Source organism: Mesorhizobium sp. M0676, assembly GCF_040320535.1.
Classification (GTDB): Bacteria; Pseudomonadota; Alphaproteobacteria; order Rhizobiales; family Rhizobiaceae; genus Mesorhizobium.
Map to the genome: position 1 here is coordinate 182,657 of NZ_JAMYPU010000010.1, position 18,502 is coordinate 201,158.

Sequence of the window (18,502 nt, forward strand, 5' to 3'; positions counted from 1 at the left end):
TGTCCGCGATAGGAAGTCGCGTCAGGACGTACCGACCCCCTCTGTCGCCTTCGGCGACATCTCCCCCTCGAGGGGGGAGATTACGCGCCCAAAAACTCGTTCGTAAAATACCCCCCGAAATCCGGCTTCTCCTTCAGAACCTTGCCATCGCCATCGAGCAATATGCCGGCCCTGAAGAGGTAGGTTCCGATCGCCTCGATCTTGGCCCTGGCGATGGTGCCGATGACGCCGTCCTGGCTGCGCAAGAAGTGTCCGTCGACCAGCATTTTCAGCGAAGCGTGGATCAGCGCCGGGTCGGTCAGCGCATCCCTGTTGGAAGCGATCAGCAGATCGCCGGCTTCCTGCGGGTGATCGCAGGCAAATTGGTAGCCGCGCCGCGTTGCCTCGACGAAGGCCGATGCGGCCTTCGGGTTTGCCTGGAGATATGCATTGCTGGAGGCGATCAAGGTGGTGTGCTCGTCGGGCACGCCGTAGTCGGCGTAGCGGAAGCCGCGCTGCCTGACGCCTTTCAACTCGGCAGCGACGCCTTCCCAGGTCGAGACCTCCAGCGTGAAGTCGACCGAGCCGTTGGCCAGCGCCTCATAGGCCGAGGTGCCTAATGTCACCGTCTCGAAAACGCCCTTGCCGCCATCGTGGCGGATGATGGTCGAGATCAGCGTGTTTTCCCAGGCGCTGCCGAAGCCGCCATAGGTCAGACCGTCGAGATTCCTGGGACTCTTGATCTCGCCGCGATCCGCGTTGAAGACCAACCGGCCGGTCTCCTGCTGGACCACGGCGTAGACCGCCTTGAGATCGGCGCCGGCAGCCCGCTGGGTGAACAGGCCGACGCCGGCAATGCCGAAATCGGCGATGCGGTTGGCGACCAGCGTGCCGGCGCCAGTATCGCCATAGGGCAGGATCTCAACATCGAGCCCGGCCTCGTGGTAGAACCCTTTGTCGCGGGCAACGAACAGGCCGACATGGTTGGTGTTGACCGTCCAGTCGAGCGCGACGGTGATTTTTTGCGTAGCCGCATGAGCGCGAGAGGCAAGCGGCAGTCCGGCAGCCAGCGTCAGCAGCAAAGCCTGCCGGCGTGTGAATTCGGTCATGAAAAACTCCTTTGAGCGGTCTGCGGGAACGAGGGCCGGTCAGTCCCGGGATTGAGCAGCGTGTCGAGGATGTCGGCTTCGAGCGCGGCGGCCTGGCGCGCGGCATCGCTGCCGGTGGTGCGCGGGCGCGGCAGCGGCACGGCAATCTCGCCGATGATGCGGGCCGGCCGCGCCGACATCAGATAGATGCGATCGGAGAGGTAGACGGCTTCGCGCACGTCATGGGTGATCAGCAGCGCCGTCCAGCGTTGGCGCTGCCACATGCCTTCCAGCCAGCGCTGCATACCCGCGCGGGTCAGTGCATCCAGCGCGCCAAAGGGCTCGTCGAGCAGCAGCATGTCGCGCTGCTGCACCACGGTGCGCAAAAGGGCGGCGCGCTGGCGCATGCCGCCGGAAAGCTCCGCCGGCCAGGCGCGCTCGAAGCCGGCAAGGCCGAACTCGGCAAACAACGGCGCGACGCGTTCGCGCGCCGCCTTGCGGCCAAGACCCTGCACTTCCAGCCCCAGCGTCACATTGTCGATGACGCGCCGCCACGGCATCAGCGAGTCGCGCTGCGGCATGAAGGCGAAGGGGTTGCCCTGCATTGGCGCGCCGTCGAAGCGCATGTCGCCCTCACCTTTCAGCGCGCCGGTCAGCAGCTGGAACAGCGTCGACTTGCCGGCGCCGGAAGGGCCGAGGATGGAAACGAACTCGCCGGCCGCGACATGAAGCGAAATTCCGGCGAGCACCTCAAGCGCGCCGAAGTTCTTCCTGATGTCCCGGAGTTCGAGCCGCGTCATTGACGGTTCTCTTCTGCAGCTTCAACCTTGACGTCGCGGTCTCGCTCCCCGCATTTTCCCAAGGCATGGCGAGACGCTGGACGAGCACCGCAATGGCGAACAAGACAAGCGTGAGCGCGGCGCTGACGGCGACTGCGGCGAGCACCAGATCGGGCCGAAAGTTGTTCTTGGCATTGAGCATGTAGATGCCCAGCCCCTTCGCCGCCCCCGCATATTCGGCGAAGATAGCGCCGACCACGGCGTAGGTGATGGAGATGCGCAGCCCAGCGAAGAAATAGGGCAGCGCCGAAGGCAGGCGCGCCAGCCAGAAGATACGCCAGCGCCCTGCCCCCATGGCGGCGAGCATCTGCGAAATCTCCTTGCTGGTCGCAGCAAAACCTTCGACCAGCGCGACCATCATCGGGAAGAAGGTGACGAGCGCCACAAGCAGGATTTTTGGCATCAGCCCGAAGCCGAACCACAGCACGATGAGCGGCGCGATCGCGACCAGCGGCAAGGTCTGGCTGACGATCAGCAGCGGAAACAGCGCGCGGCGCAGCGGGGCCAAGAAATCGACCAGCGCCGAAAACACGAAGGCAGCGACCAACGAGCAGGCGAAGCCGGCTGATGTGGCGCGGATGGTGGGCAGCGTGTTGTCGGCCAGGGCGGCGCGATGCTCCCAGGCCTGCTGCAGCACGCGCGACGGCGCCGGCAGCACGGTGGGGGCGACACCGCCGTAGCGGGCGTAGAGCTCCCAGGCTGCGAGGAGCAGGGCGAAAGCGAAGGCGGCGGGGATGGTCTTGGCGATGCCGGCGGCTAATCTCCCCCCTCGAGGGGGAGATGTCGCCGAAGGCGACAGAGGGGGTCGTCTCGCATGGAGCGCCCACGCCTTGCCGATGCGAAAAGGACGTCGGCGCTCCACGCGCTGGGACCCCCTCTGGCCTGCCGGCCATCTCCTGCTCGAGGGGGGAGATTCGTGGGCATCGCGGTCTTCGCCAATCGCCAATGGCTCCCCTCCTCTTTGTGCTGAGGGGTCAGAGGCATCTCCTCCACGCAATGGGTCAGATAAACCAGCCACGGCAATATCCTCAAGGAACGACGCTTGAGCCGCGGCTCAGACGGCGCTCGGGCTGTTCGCCGAGATCGTGATGTCGAGGGTGACGTGGCCGGCGCCGGGGCCGAAGCGGCAGAAGGCCTCGTTGAGCGTGGCAAACACCGCACCGGCATCGCCACGCAATTTGGTGCAGAAGTTCTTTGAGCGCTCAAAGACGCCGGACTGTTTCAGGAAATCGATGCAGCCGTAGATCTCGTCCATATGGTCGCCCGTGCCCATAACGTAGAGCGAGAACTGCGCCGCCACCGGCTGGCCGGTCGACGGCGTGGCCTGGACAGCGCGGATCGCGGCGATCTTGCGCTCGTCCAGCGGAATGGCGGGGCCGCCGGTCTCGTCGGAGCGGCAGATCGGATCGTCGGGCTCGCCCGGACAGCCGCGCGAGACCGCCGCCGAAAGCACGCAGTGCTTGCCGCTTTTGGCCGCCGCGACGAACAGGTCGCGCATGGCGGGAAACAGCACCTCGGGCGGCCCGACCATAAGGGTCGAGATGTCATCGGTTTCGATCCGCAGCCGGTCGCGCCAGGGATCGAGCGCGCCGAGCGCGCCGAGGATGACGCCGACGAAATCGTCGGTCATGGGATAAAGGGAAATCTGTGCGCCTGAAAACATCGCCCGCCTCGCTCCGCTGGTATTATCCAGATCAGCTTTAGGGTCCGAAGGCTTGCCGCCCTCATCTCAGCCCCGACGATACGGAGCACCCCTGTGGATGGGCGGGTTAAAGCATTGTTCGCGGCATTGGGGAAGCCGTTTGTTGAGGCACTGCGGGAAAGTGTTTTGGGCCAGACGTGCCGGGCGCCCGGGCGTTAACAGACGACTCGTCAGTTCGTTGCGTTATCGTCCCAACTGTACGAAATTGGCTTGACGCTCATTCGTACATAAAGTACGATATCTCTTTTCGCAGAGAGGAATGTCCTTGAGCACAGCGAACCATGTTGCCTTCGCCGATCTCTCTCGTCCTTTGCCGTCATCTCCGTCGTTGCCGCCGCCTTTATTGCCGCCCCCTTTGTTGCCCTTGTCATTCGATCAGTGCCAACGCCTCGCCGGGGCCTGGCGAATGGCCAGCCAGGACATCGCCGACGACATCCGCTTCATCCGCCAATATCTGAAAGTCGTTGCCGAGAAGGACGAGAGGCTGTCGACCGGCACCCTTGTTCACAGCCGCGCCTATGTAGAGGCCTGCGCCGGCTGGCTGCCACAGACCGTGACGCGCTATCTGCGCCACCTGCGCCAGATCACCGAATGCGAACTGGCCATGACAGCTGCCGGCATTCGCTTTGCGCTGTCGAGTTATGCCTGGGAGGCATGAGGGCGCCTGTCGCCAAACACAAGGAATTGCGCTGCCCGTCGCAGGCGCAATTCGTCAGGTTGAGAGGCTCGGGCGCGCCTGAACGGCGGGCGCCAAGGATGGCCCGGCCAGCGAATTCCGGCCTTGCTTTATTTCGACTGACTTATTTCGACTTGGCCTTATTTCGATTTGGCTTTGCCGGACTTTGCGGCGGCAGGCTTCGCTGCCTTTGGCTTGGCGGCTGCCTTGGCGGGCTTGGCGTCAGCTTTCTTCGCCGCCTTTTTGGGCTTGGCGACCGCGCCGTCGACTTCAGCCGTGGCCTGCTCCCAGTGTTCCTGATGCGCGCCTTCAGGCCGGCCGGCCTTTTCCCAGATCTCGTGCGCGCGCTGGCGAATGCGGTCCTGTTTGTCGTCCGTCACTTAAGCCTCCGTGGTTGGGTCCGGTCGGTTGGTCCAGATTCCACGAAACATTAGCCGAAAATTCGGCCGGCGTCTTGAGTGACGAGACATCTCAGCGCGGGTCGGAAATCACCGCAACGCCGAGCAGCGCCGCTTTCTTGACGATCAGCCCCGCGAGGTCGGCATCCGAACGATCGGTGCCGGTGCGCTCCCGCAGGAGCGCGATCGCTTCCTTCATCGATAACAGCGCCGTGTTGCGCTCGGCCAGCAACTTGTCGCAACACGCCGCAACATTGGCGGAGTTCGGGGTCTCGACATGCGGCAACATGGCAATTCTCCTTTCATCATGTTCATCATTCGGCCCTGCCGCCCTTTTAGGAAGAACGACAGGGCCGTATCACCGATGAATGGTTAGGTTGTCGAGCGTTACTCGACCACCTCGACAATCCTGCGCGTGCTGGGGTCGACCAACACGGTATGGTTGTCGACGACGGCGTATCTGTACTGAACGTCGGGAACCTCCTGCAGCTCGACAGTATCAGGCAAGGCAGTGCCGACATTCAATTCGACGCCGAGCAGATTGACCGAGGCAAGCGGATGTTTCTTTACGTACTGGTGCACGACCGTGCGCTGTTCCGGGGTGATGATCACCTGCTGCTGTGCCGGCTGCGTGACGATGACCTCGTCGGCGGCGGCAATGCCGATACCAGCGATCATGGCGAGCCCGGCGACGGCGGGAATAAGGATGGTTTTCATCTTCGTCTCCTGTCGTTGTTGGCGAGCTCCGCCGTGTTCCCGCATGAGGCGAAAACAGCGCAGATCGAGGTGGCGGGCTCCTGGAGGCAAACGCAGCCGGTACGGTCTTGTTCCGCAAGCGGAGACTAAATTGATCGGCTTCCCGGTCATGCCAGCAGAACCCGCACCCGCAAGATTCGCATTGAAGCACAATCCCTCAGGAGACCTTCGACATGGATGATGCACGGCTCCAATTCCGGGCGATTGCGGCCGGCGCCGGCATTGATCCGGTGACCGCGTCGCCCGGCCAAGACGGGAACCGACCGCCTTCGTGCCACGCCGTGAAGTTTCAAGCAAAGGTCATTGCTTCGGCGGCTGCGCAGGCACCTCGCCAGGCTTGATCACCGGCGTCTTGCCCTGGTCCGGCGGCGGCTGCGTCATACCCTGGTCACCACTGGGCGGCGGCTGCAGCACGCCGCCGCAGGGACCGAGCGTGCTGGTCGATTCGCCGCCGCCATTGGCGACCGGCGGCTTCTGACCATCGTCCTGAGGCTGCGCCTGGCAAGGCGCGGCAGGGCCGTGCTGGTCGCCATTGTCCTGCGCAGCCGCCGGGTCGGCCAGCGCCAAGAGCAGCACGCATGGGATGAGGGGGAAAGTCTTCATGGTCCAGCTCCTCTGGATTCATCTCCTTGGCAAAGCAGACTAGTCCTTGGCAAAGCAGACTGGCGGCAATTGGTTCCACGGAGATGGAGTGGTTGCCGGAACCTGACAGCCGGAAGTGAGTTCCACCTTCTCGACGCAAAGCCGCCCGGAGGAGGCAATCATGGAAGAACGAAACAGAAAACCCAATGACGAGGTCGAGGCGCCACCGAGCAAAAACGATGCCCGCGACAGGATCGCCAATGACGAGGTGGAAGCGCCGACGCCGCGCCGGCAGGATTGGGATGCGCTGCGTGGCGCAACGGTCCTGCCCGACGGAGCAGATGAGGAAAGCCTGCCGGACACCACCGGTGTCGAGAAGGAAGGCGAATTGCCCGAGGAGGATGACGACAACCCCTACCAGGACAGTGACGATGCCTTGCCCGACGACGCCGAGGAAGCCGCCATTGGTCACGATCTGGCGAGGCGCGGCGGCCCGTTCGACGACGTGTAAGGCAGCGACCGCGGATACTTTCGAGAGGTTTCCCGGGACGTCCACGCCGTCACCAGTTGGACCAAGGATGAGCTGAAGGCGATGCCGGAGCATCGCGATATTTCGAAGGATCCGGCTGGCCGGATCCTTCGTTTAAGGCGCCTTGGCGGTTTGGCTTAGCCCTTGTGGTCAAGGGCTGGACGGCGACAATCTCGGCACCTTCGACAGCCGAGAAGCAGCCGAGAAGCACGAACGCGAAGCCCAATATTTCAAGCGCCGTCGAGGCCGCTCGCCTGAAATCTTCAAAGTGCGCAAGAAATCCCCGCCGCGGGCGGTGCAGACACGCTCCAGCATCGCAACGCTGCGAACCGGGCCATCGCCCGCCGGCACTTGAGTGCCGACGGGCTCTGACCTTCAGTTCGACCCGGGATCGCCGAGCGCCTCGGTGACGAAGGACGCCGCGATCAGGTCGTCGGCGTCGAGGCGTAGGGAGCCTTCGACACCCCCCATGATGGCCGCGACCTTCTGGAAGGTCTGCATCTCGTGTTCAGTAACGCTGGCGTCTCGCATCCTGGCTTTCAGATCGGCGATGCGTCGGCCCAGTGAGGCCGACGTTCCGATTTCTCTGTTCGACATGGTGGCCTGCTCCTCCCCCAACCCATGCTGTGGACGTACTCAAGTCTGCCTATATATAAGGCAGCGCGAATACAGTCGCCGCAACGCGCGATATCTGGGAAGGTTCCGGCGCCAAATAGTCACGAAATAATACGTGGTGGGACTCGGGTATGTTGAGCGCCGACGCGGCGATAGACACCCCGCAGCCAGCGGCTGCGGCCATCGGCCTGGCCAACCCGCGTGGCGGGTCGCGAACGCGGGTCGGACTTGATCGCTGCGCGAACAGTCAGCGAGAAGCCGGCACCACGCCGGACACCGAGCGCGCCGTTTCGGGCGAAAACACCACGAAAGCAAAAACCAGAACGGCAGCGGCGACGATGAGCGAGCCGCCGGCGACGATCGGTTCAAGCGCCGGGTTTCCCTGCAGCATCACATACAGCGCCGGCAGCATGATCACCAGGCCGAGTGTGTAGAGCCCGTAGTGGATCATGGCGATGCGACGCGCCGCCTTTTGCGGATTGAGCGCGTAGTAGCCGCCGAAGATGGCGCTCGTCACCCAACCGAGCAGATTGATATGCGCGTGCGCCGGAAAAGCGGCGTGGTCACCCGAGATCGCCATCTGCAGGCCGGCCGCAATCCCCAACATCAGGAACAAGATGGCAGTTTTGAAAAAGAGTTCTGAAACCCTCGGCATGTCATTTCTCCCCCTATGCGGTCTGCGACCGCTTGCGACCTGGAGAATACACCCACGCGCAGAACTTTTCCACGCCGCGCTTATGGGCCATGCCTGCACAGCTTTTTGCACGCTGTTCGACTTTTCTGGCTGCCACAACCCGGCGCCGCCGCGCTACGGCGTCAGCAAGATGTCGGCGCCCGCTCGCTCGTCGAACACCACCGCGCAGCCGCGCCCCAGCGCCACTGCCGACAGCGCGTTGGCCACCGTCTCGTCCGGCGATACGAAATCACCGGTCAGCACTCGCAACTCCTCCACCGCCCTGGCCATTGACACGCAGTGCCCGGCAACGCGATCGCTCGTGCAGGCGTCAATGACGCTGACGAGGTCGATCATCTCGAACTGGCCCATACCGGCCTCCACAAAAACAGCGTCCCGTCGCGGATATGAACGCCGAGGCGAGAGACAATGTTCCGCAGGTCCGATGCCCAGGCGGAGCACTCGACAGCCCGACCTGGAACGGGCCGGCCGGCGACAACCGCTTCGCTTGACAATAGGCCCTGTTTGTTCTCTATTTGTTCGGCAAAAACGCCTCTCACAACAGACGCGGCTAATGCTGCAACGCCGCAAAGGGAACGGTCGGGATGGAGCCCACCATCCTGCATGCGGATCTCGACGCCTTCTATGCCTCGGTCGAGCAGCTGCTCGACCCGGCGCTCAGGGGCAAGCCGATCGCCGTCGGCGGCGGCGTCGTGCTTGCCGCTTCCTACGAAGCCAGGGTTTTCGGCGTGCGCGGCGGCATGCCCGGACAACGCGCGCGCGAGCTTTGCCCCGGACTGATCTTCGTCGGCGGCCATTTCGCCGACTATCAGCGGCTGGGCGACGCCGCCATCAAGGTGCTCGACGATTTCACGCCGCTGGTCGAGCGGATTTCCATCGATGAAGCCTTTGCCGACGTCGCCGGCTGCACGCATCTGTTCGGGCCGCCGGCCGAGATCGCCGCCACGGTGCGTCGGCGCGTCCGGGCAGAGCTCGGCCTGCCGATCTCGATCGGCGTGGCGCGCACCAAGCATCTGGCCAAGATCGCCTCGCAGGTGGCCAAGCCCGACGGGCTGGTGGTGGTCGATCCGGACACCGAACTTGCCTTCCTGCATGATCTGCCGGTCGGGCTGATGTGGGGCGTCGGCCCGGCGACCAGAGCGCGGCTGGCCGAGATCGGCATCGAGACCATCGGCCAGTTGGCAAAGACGCATGGTGGGGCGCTGCGAAGATTGCTCGGGCCCGCCGCCGGCGAAAAGCTGTCGTGGCTGGCATGGAACCGCGACCCGCGAAAGCTCGAAACCCACAGGCGGTCGCATTCCGCCGGCGCGCAGTCGGCGCTTGGCAGACGGCCGGCCGAGGCGCGTATCTTCGGACCCGTCCTGCTGCATCTGGCAGACCGGGTCGCCAGCCGGCTCAGGGCGAAATCACGGCCCGGGCGCACGGTGACGGTGCGCGTGCGTTTCGCCGATCTGCACGCTGTCACACGCTCGCTGACGCTCGAGCAGCCGATTTCGGCAACCGCGATGCTGGCCGAAATCGCCGGGGAGCTGGTGCGCGGCGTGCTGGCCGCCAACCCTCGGGAGAAGACCATCTCGTTGCTGGCGATCTCGGTGTCGCAGCTGGAAGAAAGTGTCGAGCTACAGTTGGAGCTGCCGCTCGGGCTTGCCGATGAAAAGCAGCGGCCCGGCAGCAGGCAAGGCCTGGCGCGCTTTGGCGCCGATAGCGCCATCGACAAGATCCGCCAGCGCTTTGGCAGAGAGGCTGTCGGCTATGGCGCCGTGGCGCTGGAAGCCCGGCGCTCGGTTCCCGATGCCTTCCGCGAACTGGCGGAGAAGGAACTGTGAGTGCGGCGCGACGGCAAGGCCAATGTTTAGGCTGGACCCCTCCGCGCTGCATTGCCGCTCTGTTTGAGCAGGCCGACCAACCAGGCCAGACCCGCCGCAGTTTCGGACATTTTTCGCACCGCAACCCGGCCACGCCATGCACGCCCAAGAACAACGCTTTGTCGATGAAGGTGGACTTGCAGTTAGCGCATCGGCGCCAAGAAAAACCGGGATGGGACAGCGAGGCCGCGAAGGTTGACAGTGCCGATCCGTCTGGCATTATCGCGTAAGCTTGGAGGATTCACTATGAAGAAAACCTATTCGAAGCCTGTTCTGGTCAAAAAAGGCAAGCTTTCGCAGGTTACGGCGCTCGCCAATGGAGCGGGTTCCGGCCCGATCGAGTGAAGTCGTTGAGTCGGCTGTCGCCTGATCTGGCGGCCTCGCCTGACACTGGAGATGCGGCATGAAGAAGACCTATTCGAAGCCGGTGCTGGTCAAGAAGGGCAAGCTCTCGCAGGTTACAGCCGACAATGGTAACGGCTCCGGGCCGGTCGCAGTCTAGCAGCCGATCATCCGGACGCCTTGTGCCGTCTGGCCGGGAACAGGGCTTTGGGTGCCCGACGTGGAGAGTGGAAAATGAAGAAAACCTATCTGAAACCGGTGCTGGTCAAAAAAGGCAAGCTCTCGCAGGTCACCGCGAACGGTGCTTCCAATCCGCGATAAACCCTTTCACCCCGATTAATCGCGACACGCTTCAGCGCACAACCACCAGATCGTCGAGCACGAGCTGCCAATAGTGGCTCGTGGAGAGGCGCACGCGCGTCACCGCCGCCAGCATCGGCGCGTAGTGGACGGGCGCCAGTGCCGACAGGACGATCGTGTCGCTGGCGATCAGCCGGTCGCCAAGCCAGCTCTCGACCAGTGCGGTTTCGCCTTCGGACTTCAACCATGCCGCTGTCAGCATCACGGAATGGAACCCGAACGGTTTGTCGCTCGAGAATTCGGCCGGGTGTCCGCTGCTCGTATAGCAGACATGGTCTCCCGAGATATTGCCGTTGACGTAGCCTTCGCTGCCTTCGGTATGATCGCGCGCCAGTGCGTTCAGGTTGAACCAGGTCAACCCGGCATAACCGGACGGCACCTTGCGCAGGCCGCGCGTCGTGACATCGTCGAAACCGATGGCCTGCAAGGACGCGGCGCTGTCGACAGCCGCGTTCTCGGGCGACAGCAGGCCGAGCTCGGTCGGGTAGGCCGACAAGGCCAGTCGTCGTTCCATGCCACCGCCGGTGATTTCGATCGCGTCGGCGTCATCGGGCAGATCGAGGCGGAAGCCATCGCTGAGCGGATGCACCGCCACCTCTTGCCCTTTCGCCATCACCGAGATGCTCGCCGAGACACCGTCCGCTCCGCGGCCGCTGAGCCGGCGTATCGCAAACAGGCCGACCGGCTGCAGCATTGCTTCCGAGACCAGCCCGGTGGGCGAGCCCGGCAGCGGCCGGAGGTGCTGCGACTGGACCTCGTTGGCGCTGCTGGAGCGCCAGCCGGGCGGAACCGACACGGTGAAGCGGTAGCTGCCCGGCACATGGATGGGCGCGGCCCGACGTTTCGCCGACGCCAGGAAATTGGCAAAGCCGCCGCGGTTGCTCCGCGCCGCGGCGACGAAGCGGCCGTCGCCATCATGCAGTCTGACCATGATGCCGGCCATCGGGCGGTCGCCGAGCCCGTAGCGGCCGTCGCGATCGGCATCGAAATAGACAAAGGACGAATGATTGAGCTTACCGTGGTTGCCCGACCAGTCGCGGCGCACGGCGTAGTCGTTGGCCGGATCTTCACGAAGCCGGGCTCTGCGACGCGACCGCGCCAGCCGCCAGGCCAAAGCCGCAACGACAGCGGCGAGCCCGACAAGGAGTATTGCCTTGATCACGGACGGCTCAAGCAATGCTGTCGGCCCTGCTCATCTGGATCTCCTGCGCATACATCGATCCATATATCGATGCTGCAGGCGCTTGAGCAACCGGACACGGGACCGGCGGACCACGGCATCGGCGTCACATATCCATTTCAGGCAACTATTCCGGCGACGGTACCGGCGGCTTCGTCGTCAGCGCCGCGCCGAAGGCGGCGACGACCACGGCGGCGATGCCCGCGCATTGCAGCGGGCTCAGGGTCTCGTGCAGGAACAGGAAGCCGGCCAGCGCGCCCAGCGCCGGCTCCAGACAAGTCAGCGTGCCGTAGAGCCTGGCCGGCATCCGGGTCAGCGCCACCATCTCCAGCCAGAACGGCAAGGCGCTGGAGAACAGCCCGACCAGCAGCGCGCTGACCAGGATCGCGGGTGCGATCAGGCCGGTACCCGCCTCGGCTAGGCCGAACGGCAGGGCGACAGCAGCGGCAATGACCAGGCCGTAAGCCGTGGTCTGGCTGCCAAGCTCGGCGCCCGCCTTTTGCGCAAAGACGATGTAGAGCGCCCAGCAGCAGCCGGCGGCCAGCGCCAGCATCACGCCGATCGGGTCGAGTGCACTGCCGGAGTGGATGAAGGGCGACAACAGCAATATGCCGGCAACGGCCAGCACCACCCAGACGAAGTCGGTGGCGCGCCGCGACGACAGCGTCGCCACGAGCAGCGGGCCGGAGAATTCGAGCGCCACCGCGACGCCGAGCGGGATTCTGGCGAGCGCTGCGTAAAACAGCAGGTTCAGCGCCGCGAGGTTGACGCCATAGGCGATGAGCCAGGGCAGAACGGCGCGCGACGGCCGCACCCGCCACGGCCTCAGCACCGCCGCCAGCATCAGCGCGCCCACGGCCAGCCGCAGCGCCGTGGTGCCATTGGCGCCGATCAGCGGAAACAGGCCCTTGGCGAAGGTGGCGCCGATCTGGATCGACACCATGGCGCCAAGCAACGCGCCGATCGGCAAGCCCTTCGCTTCAGCTGCGGCAATCGGCGTCGACGTCAATTCCAGTCCCTCCCCGCGCGACCAGCCGGCCGTAGCGCAGGCCGGAGATAGGGATAAAGGGCCTGGCTGTCGTGTGGCACGAGCGGGCTGTTGATAGGGCAAGGGTGGGAGGCGAACGCCGACACCCTTCCTCTCCCCCGTCGATCGGGGAGAGGTGTCGAGCGAAGCTCGACGGAGTGGGGGTCGACCGTCCATCACATCCGCCCGATTGCCTGCTTGCCGGAGGCGGCGACCGTGGGTTTCCTGAGCGCCTTCCCCCACTCCGTCGCCGCTTCGCGGCGCCACCTCTCCCCCCTCCGGAGGGAGAGGAAAATGCCAGCTCGCATAAGCTCGCGCCCTTCCTCTCCCCCGTCGATCGGAGGAGAGGTGTCGAGCGTAGGTCGACGGAGTGGGGGTCGACCGTTCATCACGTCCGCTGATTGCCTGCTTGCAGGCATTTCGCGCTCGCTTCCGTCGCTCCTGTTTTGCGGCGACCGTGGGTTTCATGAGCGCCTTCCCCCACTCCGTCGCCGCTTCGCGGCGCCACCTCTCCCCCCTCCGGAGGGAGAGGAAAAGAGGCTAGCTCGCCAGCCCATACACCAGGCTCACCCGCCCATCCGACAGCTGGCCGACCTGGCGCAGCTCCAGTCCGTGCCGGGCGTGCACCGTGCCGAACAGCGCCTTGCCGTCGCCGGCGAGCAGCGGATAGACGATCAGCCGCATTTCATCCACTAGCCCCGCCTCGATCAGGCTGGCGGTGATGCGGGCGCCGCCCATGAGGTAGATGTCCTTGCCGGGCTCGCGCTTCAGCGCCGCGACGTCGTCGAGGCGGCGCAGGAAGCGCGTCGAGGCCCAGGCTGACGTCGTCATGGTGTTCGACAGCACATAGTGCGGGGTTTTCGCGGCAAAGCGCGCCCATTCGAGTTCGGCCGGGTCGACCAGTCTGCCGGTCATCGGCAATGGCTGGTCCGGCTCGTTCTGTTGGATCGCGCTCCAGTAGCGCTCATAACCGGCATACATGACGCCGCCGAGCAGGCAGGCGTCGATCTCAGGCATCAGGCCGTATTCCTCCGACCAGTTGTCGACCCAGTCGGCGAAGCCTTCGGGGCCTTCCATCTTGCCGTCGATGGAGATCTTCATTCCGGTGATCAATTTACGCATGACTTCCTCCTTCGGGCTTGCGGGATGCAAGCACGTTGCCTGGTTTCATTTCCGCTGGCGCGCCGCGGTGTCTGGCGAAGGCGCGTGTTTCGCCGGCCCTTGCGCCGGCATCCGGCGCAAGGGATCGATGGTGCCCGGTTGGACCGGGCGATGCGTTAGGTCAGGTCAGGCCGGCAGGCGCCGGTCGTATTCCGCCACGATACGGCTAAAGCTGTCCCAGAACGGTTCGGGCTTCTCGGCCGCTACGCGGGCAACCAGGAGGTCGAGATGCACGTGCCAGCCGGCGGCATGCATCATCAGGCTTGAGCGGTCCGGCAGGCGGCGGTGGACCAGGGTGAGCAGGACGTCGTCGCCGCGCTGCGCCAATTCGAAGGTGACATTGCCGCTGCCGTTCCAGGTGATGGTGAGCTTGCGCGGCGGATCGCACTCGACGATCTGGTTGTGCATCCGCTGCTCCCCGCCACTGAAGCTGGCCGGCCTGTCGCCGGGCGGGTCGGTCAGTTCGTCATTGCGCCAGACCAGATCGAAGGAAGAGCCTTCCTCCATCTCCATGTCGCCGGCCGCCAGCCATTGGCGGCGCAGATCGCTCTGCGTCAGATATTCCCAGACGCGCTCCCTGGTTCCGGGCAAAAGCCGTTCGATCCTCAATGTGGCCGGCTGGATCAGCTGGGCGTAGCCGTCGAAGCTGTTCATCTGGTTCATCGGTCGTCTCCCTCGGATGATGTTGGCTTGGATGATGTTGGCCTGGGTAATTCCGGCTTGGATGGTTCTGGATTTGCCGGTGCCGGCGTTGTCTGCGTTGTCGACGTTTTGCGCCCCGCCTCCTCGCGCAAAAGCTGTTCGAGGACATCGAAGCGGCTGTTCCAGAAACGCGCGTATTGGCCGAGCCACTGATAGGCGGTCGCCAGCGGACGGGCCTCGAGGCGGCAGACATGGGTGCGCCCGCGCACTTCGCGCCGGATCAGCCCGGCATGCTCCAGCGCCTTGATGTGCTTGGAGGCGGCGGCCAGCGACATGGCAAAGGGCTGCGCCAACTCGCTCACCGTACGCTCGCCGCCGGCGAGGTGGTTAAGCATGTTCCGGCGCGTGGCGTCGCCAAGGGCGTGAAAAACCTGGTCCATCTGGGGCGTCTCTAATTCAACCATGTAGTTGAATATAGAGATGCGATTTTAGATAGTCAACTGGTTGGTTGAATGTTTTTTGAGAGGGTGACTGATCGGCGAAGCCGCGAAGGAGTGCCCAATCTCCCCCCTCGTGGGGGAGATGTCCGGCAGGACAGAGGGGGGCGCAAAGGATCGCTACGTTCGACAAGTCGTGTCGGCTAGGACCGACTTCGGCCCAAGCCGTTGCCAAACAATCGACAGGCCGGCGGGACAGCGCCCCCCTCTGGCCTGCCGGCCATCTCCCCACAAGGGGGGAGATCAGCAGCTTCAATCTCACCCGGCCATGGCCAGCGGCACTGCGCCCTTGTTGGGGATCTGGATGTCGATCTCCAGCGTCGACATGGTCTCGCCGCGGTCCATCGAAACTTGCAGATAATCCTGGTCGATCTGCACATGCTTGGCGATCACCGCCATGATCTCTTCGCGCAGGATGGAGACGAGATCGGGCTGGCTGCGGTTGCGGCGCTCATAGGCGAGAAGCACTTGCAGCCGTTCGCGCGCCACCGGCGCGCTGGTGCGCCGCTTGAAGATGTCGAGCAGGTTCATGCCGCCCTCCTTCCCAAAAGACGATCGAGGAAGCCCTTGCGTTCGAAGGGCACGATGACCGGCAGCTGTTCGCCCTCGAGCCGCTTGGCCGCGTCGATGTAAGCCTTGGCAGCGGCATTGAGCGGCTCCGACAGCGTCACCGGCGAACCGAGGTTGGAGGCGCGCAGCACATCCTGGCTCTCAGGGATAATGCCGAGCAGCGGCACCGACAGGATCTCCAGCACATCGTCGATCGACAGCATTTCGCCCCGCGCGGCGCGTCCCGCATCGTAGCGCGTGACCAGCACATGCTTGGCGATCTGCTCGCCCTCCTCGGCCCGCAAGGTGCGGGAATCGAGCAGGCCGATGATGCGGTCGGAATCGCGCACCGACGACACTTCCGGATTGGTGACGATGACCGCCTCGTCGGCAAAGCGCATGGCGAGTTGCGCGCCGCGCTCGATGCCGGCCGGGCTGTCGCAGAAGACATAGTCGAACACCGAGCGCAGCTTGCCGATGACCTCGGCCACGCCCTCCTCGGTCAGCGCATCCTTGTCGCGCGTCTGCGAGGCCGGCAGCAGGAACAAAGTCTCGACCCGCTTGTCGCGGATCAGCGCCTGCGACAGCTTTGCCGAGCCCTGGATGACGTTGACGAGGTCGAACACCACGCGCCGTTCGGCGCCCATGATCAAATCGAGGTTGCGCAGGCCGACATCGAAATCGACCAGCGCCACCTTCTTGCCGGTCTTGGCGACCGCCGCCCCCAGAGCCGCGGTAGAGGTCGTCTTGCCGACGCCCCCCTTGCCCGAGGTGACCACCACTACCTTGCCCATCAATAAAGCCTCCGTTGTTGTTCGTTATGTCGTTGTCGGGCGAGACGCATTAGCTGAAAGGGGCGATGCGCAGCATGCCGTTGTCGAGAAATGCCTGCACAGGCTTGCCCCGGACTGACGGGTCCATCTCCTCAGCGGTGCAATACCAGCCATCCACCGACAGAAGCTCGGCTTCGTTCCTGCGGCAGAAGACACGCGCCGCCGTGTTGCCTTGAGCGCCCGCCGAAGCGCGGCCGCGCAGCGTGCCATAGACATGGATGGAACCGGTGGCGACGATCTCGGAGCCGGAGGCGACCGAACCCAGCACGATGACATCGCCATGCGGATGGAAGATCAGCTGCCCCGAGCGGATCGGCGAGCGGATCATCAACGTGCCGGCGTCCGGCGCGGCAATTTTGACGTCTTGAGGCTGCGTCTTGGCACCGCCCGCCGGTTTCAACTCGCCCGCCTTCAAATCGCCGGCCTCTGCCTTGATGTCACCGGCCGCCTTCATGTCGCCCACCGCAGTGGCGTCCTCCGCCCTGCCCGCCTTGCGGCTCGGCTGCAGCAGCAGACCGTCGGTGGTCGCCTCCTTGGCGCCGACCAGCACCGGCGGCAGATGCGCGCCAAGCTCGGCGCCGCCGTCGAGCTCGATGGCATAGATGCGGATGCCGCGCTGGCCGAGCAAATCGACCAGCGCTTCGATGGCGACGACATCAGGCTTCAGCACGTTCAGATCGAGCACCACCGGGCGCCCGGCAAAATAGCCCGGCGAATTGCCGACCCAGCGATCGAGGCTCTCCAGCCAAACATCCAAAGGCGCCTCCGGCGTCAGCGTGAAAGCGACGAAGGAGCGGGCGCGAAAGCGAATGGATTTGGCCTCGAGGGGAGCGGCAAAGGTCACGGCGGGCGATTCCTTACTGAGAGGTAAACGCTAGCGGTGGTATGGTTAATGAAAGGTTAACGGGAGGGGTGGAATGGTGGGAGAAGCGTGGGCAACGGCCAACGAACCTTGTAGACCGAATGAGCTAAGCCCAAGACGAACCCGCCACGCGGCAACGATTACCCACTCGACGTCGGCGAACCTATTTTCAGACCACTACATTACCAATGTTATCTGCATGCTCGACACCATCAGGAATGCCATTTATTGATTCAATTTTTGTTCGACAGAGGGGGATCGTGAGCAAAAATAAAGTTCGTTCGCCTGCCAAGATGCGGCCCATCGCCATTGATCTATTCAGTGGCTGCGGTGGCTTGACTCTCGGATTGAAGAAAGCCGGCTTCAATGTCGTTGCGGCCGTTGAGATTGACCCACTTGCATGTTCGACCTATCGGCGTAACCACAAATCTTCATTTCTGTTTGAGTCAGATATTCGTCATCTCGATCCGGATGCAATCCTTAGACAACTTGGGATGCAAAAGGAGCAGATTGATCTGGTTGCTGGCTGCCCCCCCTGCCAGGGATTCTCTTCAATGCGGACTAAGAACGGAAGGCATCTGATCGAAGAACCTATGAACGACCTGGTCTTCGAGTTCGTTCGGATTGCAGTTGCCATTAGACCGAAGGCCATAATGCTGGAGAATGTGCCAGGACTAGCAACTGACGACCGAGTCGAAGCTGTACTCCAATGCTTCGAACGTGCAGGCTACAAATGTAAGCTGAGCGTTTTCAACGCCGCCGATTTCGGGGCACCTCAAAGACGCAAGCGACTGATCCTTGTAGCTGCATTAGGACGTGAACCGGCCCTGGCTGTAGGCAAGGCTCGCAGGAGGAGCGTTCGCGGCGCAATTGGACGAATGCCTCTCACATCTGACAGTCTCGACCCGCTCCACAATTACCAAGTTCGGCACACTGACAAAGTCCAAAGGATGATCGAAAACATCCCCAAAGACGGCGGCAGTAGGTCCGATCTGCCAATAAAACTTCGGCTGGCATGCCACGACATTAGTGATGGCTTCCGAGATGTCTATGGCCGCATGTCATGGAAATACCCTTCACCTACGATTACCGGCGGATGCATCAATCCCTCGAAGGGTCGGTTTATCCATCCAGAACACGATCGGGCTATAACGCTTCGAGAGGCAGCACTCCTTCAGGGTTTTCCTACTAATTACTATTTCGACATATCACGAGGGCGCTACGCAACGGCTCAGATAATCGGCAATGCGTTCCCTCCGATTTTCGCCCAGAAGCATGCAACGGCCCTACGCAAATCGCTTGAACTCTAGCATGAGAAAATGGTGG

25 protein-coding genes and 1 riboswitch are annotated in these 18,502 nt (G+C 63.6%); of the genes, 6 read left to right on the forward strand and 19 right to left on the reverse strand.

Going from position 1 to position 18,502, the window contains the following annotated elements:
* Positions 1–80 precede the first annotated feature (80 nt).
* The 4 genes from NKI35_RS13890 to NKI35_RS13905 form a co-directional block, all read right to left on the reverse strand.
* Positions 81–1,088: an ABC transporter substrate-binding protein gene (locus NKI35_RS13890; RefSeq protein WP_023693858.1), complete on the reverse strand. Its 1,008-nt coding sequence runs from the start codon at positions 1,086–1,088 to the stop codon at positions 81–83.
* Positions 1,085–1,867, reverse strand: coding sequence for an ABC transporter ATP-binding protein (locus NKI35_RS13895; protein WP_352673776.1), 783 nt, complete (start codon positions 1,865–1,867; stop codon positions 1,085–1,087). The genes NKI35_RS13890 and NKI35_RS13895 overlap by 4 nt, the downstream gene beginning before the upstream one ends.
* On the reverse strand, positions 1,818–2,705 hold the full coding sequence (locus NKI35_RS13900; protein ID WP_502897142.1) for an ABC transporter permease: 888 nt from the start codon (positions 2,703–2,705) through the stop codon (positions 1,818–1,820). Before NKI35_RS13900 ends, NKI35_RS13895 begins: the two co-directional genes overlap by 50 nt.
* Positions 2,706–2,960: 255 nt before the next feature.
* Positions 2,961–3,569 carry a YkoF family thiamine/hydroxymethylpyrimidine-binding protein gene (locus tag NKI35_RS13905; protein WP_023670364.1) on the reverse strand — a complete coding sequence of 203 codons (609 nt, stop codon included), beginning with the start codon at positions 3,567–3,569 and terminating at the stop codon, positions 2,961–2,963.
* Positions 3,560–3,672, reverse strand: a riboswitch (TPP riboswitch). Its footprint overlaps the gene before it by 10 nt.
* Before the next feature lie 342 nt (positions 3,673–4,014).
* Here NKI35_RS13905 and NKI35_RS13910 point away from each other — a divergent pair.
* Positions 4,015–4,266 carry a hypothetical protein gene (locus tag NKI35_RS13910; RefSeq protein ID WP_023684826.1) on the forward strand — a complete coding sequence of 84 codons (252 nt, stop codon included), beginning with the start codon at positions 4,015–4,017 and terminating at the stop codon, positions 4,264–4,266.
* A gap of 158 nt (positions 4,267–4,424) precedes the next feature.
* On the opposite strand, the gene NKI35_RS13915 is transcribed toward NKI35_RS13910, so the two are convergent.
* From NKI35_RS13915 to NKI35_RS13930, 4 genes are all read right to left on the reverse strand, one after another.
* Positions 4,425–4,664 carry a DUF2934 domain-containing protein gene (locus NKI35_RS13915; RefSeq protein ID WP_023684825.1) on the reverse strand — a complete coding sequence of 80 codons (240 nt, stop codon included), beginning with the start codon at positions 4,662–4,664 and terminating at the stop codon, positions 4,425–4,427.
* 91 nt (positions 4,665–4,755) lie between these two features.
* Complete coding sequence (locus tag NKI35_RS13920; RefSeq protein ID WP_023670360.1) at positions 4,756–4,971, reverse strand: hypothetical protein; 216 nt, start codon at positions 4,969–4,971, stop codon at positions 4,756–4,758.
* Between the two features lie 98 nt (positions 4,972–5,069).
* Positions 5,070–5,399 carry a DUF1236 domain-containing protein gene (locus NKI35_RS13925; RefSeq protein WP_023670359.1) on the reverse strand — a complete coding sequence of 110 codons (330 nt, stop codon included), beginning with the start codon at positions 5,397–5,399 and terminating at the stop codon, positions 5,070–5,072.
* A gap of 339 nt (positions 5,400–5,738) precedes the next feature.
* Entirely contained in the window at positions 5,739–6,041 is a 303-nt protein-coding gene (locus NKI35_RS13930; protein ID WP_023684824.1) for a hypothetical protein, read from the reverse strand.
* A gap of 160 nt (positions 6,042–6,201) precedes the next feature.
* Here NKI35_RS13930 and NKI35_RS13935 point away from each other — a divergent pair, with 160 nt between their 5' ends.
* Positions 6,202–6,531 carry a hypothetical protein gene (locus NKI35_RS13935; protein ID WP_023705173.1) on the forward strand — a complete coding sequence of 110 codons (330 nt, stop codon included), beginning with the start codon at positions 6,202–6,204 and terminating at the stop codon, positions 6,529–6,531.
* A 393-nt stretch (positions 6,532–6,924) separates the two neighbouring features.
* On the opposite strand, the gene NKI35_RS13940 is transcribed toward NKI35_RS13935, so the two are convergent.
* The 3 genes from NKI35_RS13940 to NKI35_RS13950 all read right to left on the reverse strand — a co-directional run bounded on the left by NKI35_RS13940 (position 6,925) and on the right by NKI35_RS13950 (position 8,209).
* Complete coding sequence (locus NKI35_RS13940) at positions 6,925–7,146, reverse strand: hypothetical protein (RefSeq protein ID WP_023670355.1); 222 nt, start codon at positions 7,144–7,146, stop codon at positions 6,925–6,927.
* A gap of 265 nt (positions 7,147–7,411) precedes the next feature.
* On the reverse strand, positions 7,412–7,819 hold the full coding sequence (locus NKI35_RS13945; RefSeq protein WP_023684822.1) for a heme-copper oxidase family protein: 408 nt from the start codon (positions 7,817–7,819) through the stop codon (positions 7,412–7,414).
* A gap of 153 nt (positions 7,820–7,972) precedes the next feature.
* Positions 7,973–8,209: a hypothetical protein gene (locus tag NKI35_RS13950; protein WP_023670353.1), complete on the reverse strand. Its 237-nt coding sequence runs from the start codon at positions 8,207–8,209 to the stop codon at positions 7,973–7,975.
* Positions 8,210–8,442: 233 nt separating this feature from the next.
* On the opposite strand from NKI35_RS13950, the gene dinB reads away from it, so the two are divergent.
* The 3 genes from dinB (at position 8,443) to NKI35_RS13965 (ending at position 10,225) form a co-directional block, all read left to right on the forward strand.
* Complete coding sequence (gene dinB / locus NKI35_RS13955; RefSeq protein WP_352740420.1) at positions 8,443–9,684, forward strand: DNA polymerase IV; 1,242 nt, start codon at positions 8,443–8,445, stop codon at positions 9,682–9,684.
* 285 nt (positions 9,685–9,969) lie between these two features.
* Positions 9,970–10,068, forward strand: coding sequence for a hypothetical protein (locus NKI35_RS13960; RefSeq protein ID WP_023670351.1), 99 nt, complete (start codon positions 9,970–9,972; stop codon positions 10,066–10,068).
* 58 nt (positions 10,069–10,126) lie between these two features.
* Entirely contained in the window at positions 10,127–10,225 is a 99-nt protein-coding gene (locus NKI35_RS13965; protein WP_023684816.1) for a hypothetical protein, read from the forward strand.
* Positions 10,226–10,417: 192 nt separating this feature from the next.
* Here the strand turns inward: NKI35_RS13965 and NKI35_RS13970 are convergent, their stop codons facing one another.
* From NKI35_RS13970 to minC, 8 genes are all read right to left on the reverse strand, one after another.
* The gene (locus NKI35_RS13970) at positions 10,418–11,587 is read right to left on the reverse strand and encodes a hypothetical protein (RefSeq protein WP_352520202.1); all 1,170 of its coding nucleotides are present in this window, start codon (positions 11,585–11,587) and stop codon (positions 10,418–10,420) included.
* A gap of 145 nt (positions 11,588–11,732) precedes the next feature.
* On the reverse strand, positions 11,733–12,614 hold the full coding sequence (locus NKI35_RS13975) for an EamA family transporter (RefSeq protein ID WP_352520201.1): 882 nt from the start codon (positions 12,612–12,614) through the stop codon (positions 11,733–11,735).
* A gap of 558 nt (positions 12,615–13,172) precedes the next feature.
* A complete protein-coding gene (locus NKI35_RS13980) occupies positions 13,173–13,754 on the reverse strand; it encodes a dihydrofolate reductase family protein (protein WP_023727785.1) in 582 nt (193 codons plus the stop codon).
* A gap of 165 nt (positions 13,755–13,919) precedes the next feature.
* Positions 13,920–14,456, reverse strand: a complete 537-nt coding sequence (locus NKI35_RS13985; RefSeq protein WP_352627420.1) for an SRPBCC family protein — start codon at positions 14,454–14,456, stop codon at positions 13,920–13,922.
* Positions 14,453–14,899: an ArsR/SmtB family transcription factor gene (locus NKI35_RS13990; RefSeq protein WP_352740423.1), complete on the reverse strand. Its 447-nt coding sequence runs from the start codon at positions 14,897–14,899 to the stop codon at positions 14,453–14,455. The genes NKI35_RS13985 and NKI35_RS13990 overlap by 4 nt, the downstream gene beginning before the upstream one ends.
* A gap of 291 nt (positions 14,900–15,190) precedes the next feature.
* Positions 15,191–15,463 carry a cell division topological specificity factor MinE gene (gene minE, locus NKI35_RS13995; RefSeq protein ID WP_352740425.1) on the reverse strand — a complete coding sequence of 91 codons (273 nt, stop codon included), beginning with the start codon at positions 15,461–15,463 and terminating at the stop codon, positions 15,191–15,193.
* Entirely contained in the window at positions 15,460–16,275 is an 816-nt protein-coding gene (minD, locus tag NKI35_RS14000) for a septum site-determining protein MinD (protein WP_023670342.1), read from the reverse strand. The genes minE and minD overlap by 4 nt, the downstream gene beginning before the upstream one ends.
* Positions 16,276–16,324: 49 nt before the next feature.
* On the reverse strand, positions 16,325–17,158 hold the full coding sequence (minC, locus tag NKI35_RS14005) for a septum site-determining protein MinC (RefSeq protein WP_352740427.1): 834 nt from the start codon (positions 17,156–17,158) through the stop codon (positions 16,325–16,327).
* 236 nt (positions 17,159–17,394) lie between these two features.
* Here minC and NKI35_RS14010 point away from each other — a divergent pair, with 236 nt between their 5' ends.
* The gene (locus tag NKI35_RS14010) at positions 17,395–18,486 is read left to right on the forward strand and encodes a DNA cytosine methyltransferase (protein WP_352740429.1); all 1,092 of its coding nucleotides are present in this window, start codon (positions 17,395–17,397) and stop codon (positions 18,484–18,486) included.
* Positions 18,487–18,502: the final 16 nt, after the last annotated feature.